Below are 6,104 nucleotides of genomic sequence, written 5' to 3' on the forward strand. Positions count from 1 at the left end.
GGCGTCAGGAGCCGGAAAGGGGCCCGGGCCGGGGATCAGGAGCGGCCGATGGGCAGTCGCGGGGCCTTGGCCAGCTCGATCCCGAACCGGTCGCGGAGCAGGCGCAGCAGCTGCTCGTCTGACGTGACGTCCTCGACCTGCCGTTGTCCGGCGCCGTCGGTCGCGATCAGCTGGTCGCCGGTCAGCGTGAGCCGGCCGCCGCCGCTGTCGTCGTCGTCGCCGGTGAGGCGAGAGCACACGACGCTCTGCGTGAAGTGCGACTCCGGCGACGTGCACTGCCACCAGCACGCCTGCGTGAAGTCCGTCAGCGCCAGCGGCTTGGGGTCCACGCGGTACTGCGCCTCGCCGTCGCGCAGGACGGTGAACTCGGCGTCGTCGTTCTCCGCGATGCGGAACAGGCTGCCGGGGTCCTTTTGGTCCGTGCGGTCGTCGAAGCGGAGGGGGAACTCGGTGTGGCGGCCGAAGCCGACGTCGGCCAGCCAGGTGGTGCCGGTGTCGTCGGTGACCTGGAGTGCCAGGTGGTCCAGGGGCGGGCTGTAGCCGTGGGCGGTGCTGAAGGTGCGGGCCGACAGGCGGTGCACGCGGTAGCCGAGCGCTTCGAGGAGGAGGGCGAACAGGCCGTTGAGTTCGTAGCAGAAGCCGCCTCGGCGTCGCTCGACGAGCTTCTCGAACAGGGCCGTGCCGTCGAGGACGACCGGCTCGCCGAGGTGGATGCTCAGGTTCTCGAAGGGGACGGTGTGCAGGTGCGCGGTGTGCAGGCGGCGGAGCGTGGCGGTGTCGGGCGCGGCCGACGGACCGGCGATGCCGATGCGTTCCAGGTAGGCGGCGACCTGCTCGTGGTTCAAGGCGTGCGTAGGGGCCATAGATCCTTTATCGCAGATCCGGGCCGGAAACGCCTGGGGCCGTGGTCCTAAGACCACGGCCCCAGGCGCGGTGAGCGCTCAGCGCTCAGCGTCAGTGTTCCCTCACGCGTCCGAGGACGTCCGGCGCCGGATCTTGTTGCCCAGCCACACCAGCGGGTCGTACTTGCGGTCGACCACGCGCTCCTTCATCGGGATCAGCGCGTTGTCGGTGATGCGGATGTGCTCGGGGCAGACCTCGGTGCAGCACTTCGTGATGTTGCAGAAGCCGAGGCCGTGCTCCTCCTGGGCCGAGTTCTTGCGGTCGGCGGTGTCCAGGGGGTGCATGTCCAGCTCCGCGACGCGCATCAGGTAGCGCGGGCCGGAGAAGTTGTCCTTGTTCTCCTCGTGGTCGCGGACCGCGTGGCAGGTGTTCTGGCACAGGTAGCACTCGATGCACTTGCGGAACTCCTGCGAGCGCTCCACGTCGATCTGCTGCATGCGGTACTCGCCGGGCTTCAAGTCCTTGGGCGGGGTGAAGGACTTCACCTCGCGGGCCTTGGCGTAGTTGAAGCCGACGTCGGTCACCAGGTCCTTGATCACCGGGAAGGTGCGCAGCGGGGTGACGGTGACGGTCTCGTCCTGCTCGAAGGTGGACATGCGGGTCATGCACATCAGGCGGGGCTTGCCGTTGATCTCCGCCGAGCACGAGCCGCACTTGCCGGCCTTGCAGTTCCAGCGGCAGGCCATGTCCGGGGCCTGCGTGGCCTGCAGGCGGTGGATGATGTCGAGGACGACCTCGCCCTCGTTGATCTCGACTTCGAAGTCCTTCAGGTCGCCGCCGGAGGCGTCGCCGCGCCAGACTTTGAATTTGCCCTTGTAGCCCATCGTCACTTCTCCTCGGCGGCGGTTTCGGCGTCCTCGGTTTGGGCTTCGGCCTCGGCCTCGGCGGTTTGCTCCTCGGCCTCGGCGGTGGCGGACTTCTCGGTGGACTCCTCGGCCACCTTGTCAGCCGCCTTCTCGCCGTTGCTCTGGCCGGGGATCGGGGCGGGCTCGGTCTTGGCTTCCGGCTTGGCTTCCGGCTTGGCCTCGGGCGCGGACTCGGCCTCCGGCTTGGTCTCGGTCTCGGCCTCCGCCTCGGCGGCCGGCTTGGCCTCGGCCACGGGCTCCGCCTCGGCCTGAGCCGAGTCCCCGAGCACCGTCAGCTCCTCTTCCGTGAAGTACTTCCGCAGCTCGGACACCTCGAACAGCCCGAGCAGGTCCGGACGGATCGTCGGGATCGGCTGGTGCTTGAGGTCGATCCCGCTCCCGTCCGCCTTCAGCGAGCAGATCAGGTTGATCTGCCGCCACTTCGAGGACATCGCCGGGTGGTCGTCGCGGGTGTGCCCGCCGCGCGACTCCTCGCGCTCCAGCGCCGCCTTGGCCACGCACTCGCTGACGATCAGCATGTTGCGCAGGTCCAGCGCGACGTGCCAGCCGGGGTTGAAGCGGCGGCCGCCGGCCGCGCCGACCTTGGTGCGCCGGGGCTTGAACTCCTCCAGCTTGGTCAGCGCGTCGCTCACCTCTTCGGGCTTGCGGATGATGCCGACCAGGGTGTTCATCGTCACCTGGAGGTCGTGGTGCAGGGTGTACGGGTTCTCGCCGTCCGGGTTGGCCAGCGGGGCCAGGGCCTCCTCCAGCGCGGCGTCCACGTCGGCGTCGACCACGGCCGGCTTGCCCGCCGCGCCGAGTCCGTCGATGTACTCCGCGGCGTGCAGGCCCGCGCGGCGGCCGAAGACCAGCAGGTCGGACAGCGAGTTGCCGCCGAGCCGGTTGGAGCCGTGCATGCCGCCGGAGCACTCGCCGGCCGCGTACAGGCCCGGGACGACTGTGCCCTGGGTGTCCGGGTCGACCTCGATGCCGCCCATGACGTAGTGGCACGTCGGGCCGACCTCCATCGGCTGCGCCGTGATGTCGACGTCGGCCAGCTCCTTGAACTGGTGGTACATCGACGGCAGCCGGCGGCGGATCTCCTCGGCCGGAAGACGCGTGGAGACGTCCAGGAACACACCGCCGTTCGGGGTGCCGCGGCCGGCCTTCACCTCGGAGTTGATCGAGCGCGCCACCTCGTCGCGGGGCAGCAGTTCCGGGGGACGCCGGTTGTTCTCCTGGTCGTCGTACCAGCGGTCGGCCTCTTCCTCGGTCTCCGCGTACTGCTTGCGGAACACGTCCGGCACGTAGTCGAACATGAACCGCTTGCCCTCGCTGTTGCGGAGCACGCCGCCGTCGCCGCGGACCGACTCGGTGACCAGGATGCCCTTCACCGAGGGCGGCCAGACCATGCCGGTCGGGTGGAACTGGACGAACTCCATGTTCACCAGCGCGGCGCCGGCGAGCAGGGCCAGCGCGTGGCCGTCGCCGGTGTACTCCCAGCTGTTGGAGGTGACGGTGTAGCTGCGGCCGATGCCGCCGGTGGCCATGATCACCGCCGGCGCCTCGAAGAGCACGAACTGGCCGGTCTCGCGGTAGTAGCCGACGGCGCCGGCGATCCGGCCCGAGGCGTCCTTCAGCAGCCGGACGATCGTGGTCTCGGCGAAGACGCGGAGGTTGGCCTCGTAGTCGCCGGTCGCCGCCTTGTCCTCCTGCTGGAGCGCCACCACGCGCTGTTGCAGGGTACGGATCAGCTCCAGGCCGGTGCGGTCGCCGACGTGCGCCAGCCGCGGGTACTCGTGCCCGCCGAAGTTGCGCTGGCTGATCTTGCCTTCCTTGGTGCGGTCGAACAGCGCGCCCCAGGCCTCCAGCTCCCAGATGCGGTCCGGGGCCTCCTTGGCGTGCAGCTCGGCCATCCGGAAGTGGTTCAGGAACTTGCCGCCGCGCATCGTGTCGCGGAAGTGGACCTGCCAGTTGTCCTTCGGGTTCACGTTGCCCATGGCGGCCGCGGCGCCGCCCTCGGCCATCACGGTGTGCGCCTTGCCGAACAGCGACTTGCTGATGACGGCGACCCGCTTGCCGGAGTGCCGGGCCTCGATCGCGGCGCGCAGTCCGGCGCCGCCGGCCCCGATCACCACCACGTCGTAGGAGTGGCGCTCGAGGGGCTCCGTGCTCTTCGTGCCCACCGCGTTCTCGGTGTTCTCGGTGTTGTCAGTCATGAGTGCGCACTGGTCCTTTAGAAGAACGTCGGGTTGCTGAACGTGCCGTTGGCCACCAGGGCGACATATGCGTCCGTCAGCGCCACGCCGAACAGCGACACCCACGCGAAGAGCATGTGCTTGTGGTTCAGCTTCGACACCAGAGTCCACCCCTTGTAGCGCAGGGGGTGCTTGGAGAAGTGCTTGAGCTTGCCGCCCATGATGTGCCGGCAGGAGTGGCACGAGGCGGAGTACAGCCACAGCAGGGCGGCGTTCGCCAGGAGCACCAGCGTGCCCAGGCTCATGTGGCCCCAGGCGCCGTCCACGTTGCGGAAGGCCAGGATCGCGTCCCAGGTGAGGATGACGTTGAAGACCAGGCCCGCGTAGAAGAAGTACCGGTGGGAGTTGTTCAGGATGAGCGGGAAGCGGCGCTCGCCGGTGTACTTGCCGTGCGGCTCGGAGACCGCGCAGGCCGGCGGCGACTGCCAGAAGGCCCGGTAGTAGGCCTTGCGGTAGTAGTAGCAGGTCATCCGGAACCCCAGCGGGAAGATCAGGATGAGCAGCGCCGGCGAGATCGACCACCAGTCGCCGAACGGCTTGAAGCCGCCCAGGGACGAGCCCGGCACGCACTTGGTCGCGATGCACGGACTGTAGAACGGTGAGATCAGGTTGCCGGTGTAGTAGTCAGCGTTCTGGAACGCGCGGAACGTCGCGTAGAAGATGAAGGCGACTAGCACGAGCATCGTCAGGAGCGGACTGAGCCACCACCTGTCTGTGCGCAGCGTCTTCTGTTCGATCTGTGCGCGCGCCGGGCTCAGCGGGGCGGGTGCCTCGGGGCCGGGCGCGATGGTGTCAGTCGCCATCGACTTGTGTCTCCCAGACGGGCAATGTTCTTACACTGTGGTGTCTTACGGGCTGTTCTGCTTTGCAGGGCTCTGAGGAGCTGCGCGAACTCTAATGGACATCGCGTCAGATTCCATAGAACGCGTCACCCGGAGTAGTGGAAACGTGATCTACGTCACATCCTATCGACGGGGGAACAGGGCCCGGACGGCGGGGCAGCCCTCAAGGGTTTGGCATCATGCTCCAGCAGCACGACGACAAAGCACGAAGCGCCGATGGTGCACGGGGACACGGGAGACGGCTCGCGTGATGCAGCCGCGATCAAGGGGTGGTCGAGGGTGGTCGGAATGGTCATGGGGCCGTTGACCGAGGGGGACCCGGGACGGGTCGGCCCCTACGCGACGATGGGGCGGCTCGGCGTGGGGGCGCTGGGCGTGCTCTACGCGGGGCGTTCGGACGACGGCCGCGTCGCCGCGGTGCGCGCGCTGCGGCCGGAGCTGCTGGCTGACGAGAGCGTGAAGGCCCGGCTGGCCGCCGACATCGCGGCGGCCCGTACGGTGTCGAGCCCGCACGCCGCGCCGGTGCTGGGCGCGGACCTGGAGGCGGCGACGCCGTGGCTGGCCGCGGGGTTCGTCGGCGGCGTGACGCTGGCGCAGGCGGTCGCCGACCACGGCCCGCTGCCCGAGCCGGCGCTGCTGACGCTGGCCGCCGGGATCGCCGAGGCGCTGGCGGCCGTCCACACCGCCGGGGTGATGCACGGGGATCTGCGGCCGGGGACGGTGCTGCTGACGGCCGAGGGGCCGTGCGTCGTGGACTACGCGTTGGCCGGCGCCTTCGACGGCGTGGCGGAAATCGGCGTCGCCGGTTTCCTCGCACCGGAACAGGCGCGGCGCCGGACGCCGACCTCGGCCGGCTTCCAATCGCCGGAGCAGACGAAGGCACGGGCGGTGACGCCGGCCGCGGACATGTTCGCGCTGGGCTCGACGCTGTTCTTCGCCACGATGGGCCGCGCGCCGTTCGGGGAGGGGACGGCCGACGAGGTGAAGCTGCGGGTCGCGAAGTCCTCGCCGGTGCTCGGGAAGCTGCCCGCGGCGCTGTCGGAGCTGATCCGCGGCTGCTTCCAGAAGGACCCGAACAGCCGCGCGCAGCCGCAGCAGGTGCTGGAGTACGTGCAACGGCGCGCGCCGATCCCGCTGGGGAGCAGGTGGCTGCCGCCGGAGGTGGCCGCGGATGTGCGGGCGGCTGCCGAGGCGTTGGGCGGCGGCGCCGCGGTCACGGCGGTGGGGATCACTGTGGGGGCCACTGCGGTCGGGGG

Annotated in this window: 5 protein-coding genes; 1 reads left to right on the forward strand and 4 read right to left on the reverse strand. The window is 69.6% G+C overall.

Features of this window, described 5'->3' with window-relative positions; all coding sequences use genetic code 11:
• Positions 1–35: 35 nt before the first annotated feature.
• From KGQ19_RS46830 to sdhC, 4 genes are all read right to left on the reverse strand, one after another.
• The gene (locus tag KGQ19_RS46830) at positions 36–863 is read right to left on the reverse strand and encodes an arylamine N-acetyltransferase family protein (protein ID WP_212021809.1); all 828 of its coding nucleotides are present in this window, start codon (positions 861–863) and stop codon (positions 36–38) included.
• 102 nt (positions 864–965) lie between these two features.
• Entirely contained in the window at positions 966–1,727 is a 762-nt protein-coding gene (locus KGQ19_RS46835; protein ID WP_212021812.1) for a succinate dehydrogenase/fumarate reductase iron-sulfur subunit, read from the reverse strand.
• A 2-nt stretch (positions 1,728–1,729) separates the two neighbouring features.
• Positions 1,730–3,967: a fumarate reductase/succinate dehydrogenase flavoprotein subunit gene (locus tag KGQ19_RS46840; RefSeq protein ID WP_230420510.1), complete on the reverse strand. Its 2,238-nt coding sequence runs from the start codon at positions 3,965–3,967 to the stop codon at positions 1,730–1,732.
• Between the two features lie 17 nt (positions 3,968–3,984).
• The gene (gene sdhC / locus KGQ19_RS46845) at positions 3,985–4,809 is read right to left on the reverse strand and encodes a succinate dehydrogenase subunit SdhC (RefSeq protein ID WP_212021810.1); all 825 of its coding nucleotides are present in this window, start codon (positions 4,807–4,809) and stop codon (positions 3,985–3,987) included.
• A gap of 333 nt (positions 4,810–5,142) precedes the next feature.
• Here sdhC and KGQ19_RS46850 point away from each other — a divergent pair.
• Positions 5,143–6,104: protein kinase domain-containing protein (locus KGQ19_RS46850; RefSeq protein WP_212021811.1), on the forward strand; the 962-nt coding region annotated here is incomplete at its 3' end.

The organism is Catenulispora pinistramenti (genome assembly GCF_018274385.1).
GTDB lineage: Bacteria > Actinomycetota > Actinomycetes > Streptomycetales > Catenulisporaceae > Catenulispora > Catenulispora pinistramenti.

Excerpts from the sequence above, each read along its gene's own strand:
- sdhC (WP_212021810.1), bottom strand. The coding sequence starts at position 4,809 with ATGGCGACTGACACCATCGCGCCCGGCCCCGAGGCACCCGCCCCGCTG.
- KGQ19_RS46835 (WP_212021812.1), bottom strand. The coding sequence starts at position 1,727 with ATGGGCTACAAGGGCAAATTCAAAGTCTGGCGCGGCGACGCCTCCGGC.
- KGQ19_RS46830 (WP_212021809.1), bottom strand. The coding sequence starts at position 863 with ATGGCCCCTACGCACGCCTTGAACCACGAGCAGGTCGCCGCCTACCTG.
- KGQ19_RS46840 (WP_230420510.1), bottom strand. The coding sequence starts at position 3,967 with ATGACTGACAACACCGAGAACACCGAGAACGCGGTGGGCACGAAGAGC.